Source organism: Flavobacterium branchiophilum NBRC 15030 = ATCC 35035, assembly GCF_002217205.1.
In the GTDB taxonomy this organism is placed as follows: Bacteria; Bacteroidota; Bacteroidia; order Flavobacteriales; family Flavobacteriaceae; genus Flavobacterium; species Flavobacterium branchiophilum.
On the sequence record NZ_MUGT01000065.1, the window covers coordinates 19,406 to 20,859 of the forward strand.

Sequence of the window (1,454 nt, forward strand, 5' to 3'; positions counted from 1 at the left end):
AAAAAAGATTATTTCACAAAATTATATTTTTTTTGGAGTTCAATGAACGTTGTTTGGAACAAATAGCCCGACCTTGGGGAACGCCCAAAAAGATAGTTGTTATGGTATGATTGAAAACGCTATTTGCAAAAACGCTAGTTTTACATCTAAACTGTTTTTTTGTGGGTTAAATGTTAATGTTTTTTTATTCCATTTTACTCAATTCGTCATAATTTTTTTTCAATTTATTTAACAATCGGCCATAAACCAATTTGTAAAACAGGAATAAAAAACCAATCAAAAGGCCTAAAATAATGATAGATGTAATGATTTGGGCCGCAATAGAGGGCAATGCCATGTGGCTTTGATTGGATTGGTACATGCTTTCAAAGCTTTCTAAAATGCCATAGATGCCAAACAAGCATCCAATGACCATATTCCAAATGATGTAAAAACGTACAATTTTTCTGGTTTTTAGAATGTGTTTGATTAAATTTTTAGAAGAATTTAATACCGAAATGGATCGATAATTCAAATAAAACAATACGATAAATCCTATAATTACTATATAGTTCAATTTATCTAAATAGCCCAAAAAAGGATAATGAGCAATGATTTTTTCGATATTTTCGCTGTCTAATAGCAATCCTATACCATTAAAAACAACAAATTCAACGATACTAAAAATCAGAATCCAACGTACAGTTGAATAAGACTTTTGATGGATCATTTTATAAATATCTTTGTCAGAAATACTTTCAAAGGTATGTTCTGTTTTTTGCCAATCTCTTTTTAACAAATCCAGTTCTTTCATATTTACGGATTCAATATTTTTTTTAATTTCCCCTTGATTCTATTCATTTTTACCCTAGCATTTACTTCGCTTATTCCTAATGTTTCGGCTATTTCTGTATAATCTTTGTCTTCAAGATACATAAAAATCAATGCTTTTTCAATGTCGTTTAATTGATATACCGCTTCATACATCAATTTCAATTGCTCTTCTTCTTCATAATTATAATCTTCAGAACTGATGATAAAGGGTTGTTGGTCATAATCTACTGTTTTTATAGATTTGGTACTTTTTCGATACAACGAAATGGCCGTGTTTAAGGCTACTCTATAGGCCCAAGTCGAAAATTTACTATCGCCTCTAAATTTTGGGAAAGCCTTCCAAAGTTGGATGGTAATTTCTTGAAATAAATCATTGTGAGCATCTTCACCACGTGTATATAACCTACAAATTTTGTGGATTATATTTTGGTTTGCCTTTAATTGCGTGATAAATTGATGTTCTAAAGTCATAACCTAATAGGTGTGTCTATTGCACTTTTTGTTACAAAATACAATATGTTAAATTTTAATAGAGATGCTTTTCAATACCAAAACATATTCAAAAGTACATCAAAATCTTTGGCTATTTCTTGTGTTTCGCATTTTTTACCAAATATACCTATAAAATAGTCCAATCTACT

The 1,454-nt window shown here is 29.6% G+C and carries 2 protein-coding genes; both read right to left on the minus strand.

The window, feature by feature from the left end:
* Positions 1–184: 184 nt before the first annotated feature.
* Positions 185–793 carry a hypothetical protein gene (locus B0A58_RS09035; protein ID WP_089080791.1) on the minus strand — a complete coding sequence of 203 codons (609 nt, stop codon included), beginning with the start codon at positions 791–793 and terminating at the stop codon, positions 185–187.
* A gap of 2 nt (positions 794–795) precedes the next feature.
* A complete protein-coding gene (locus B0A58_RS09040) occupies positions 796–1,284 on the minus strand; it encodes an RNA polymerase sigma factor (protein WP_014084863.1) in 489 nt (162 codons plus the stop codon).
* Positions 1,285–1,454 lie beyond the last annotated feature (170 nt).

What these genes read in the sequence shown, in the direction of transcription:
- B0A58_RS09035 (WP_089080791.1), bottom strand. Translation starts at nt 793, where the DNA reads ATGAAAGAACTGGATTTGTTAAAAAGAGATTGGCAAAAAACAGAACAT.
- B0A58_RS09040 (WP_014084863.1), bottom strand. Translation starts at nt 1,284, where the DNA reads ATGACTTTAGAACATCAATTTATCACGCAATTAAAGGCAAACCAAAAT.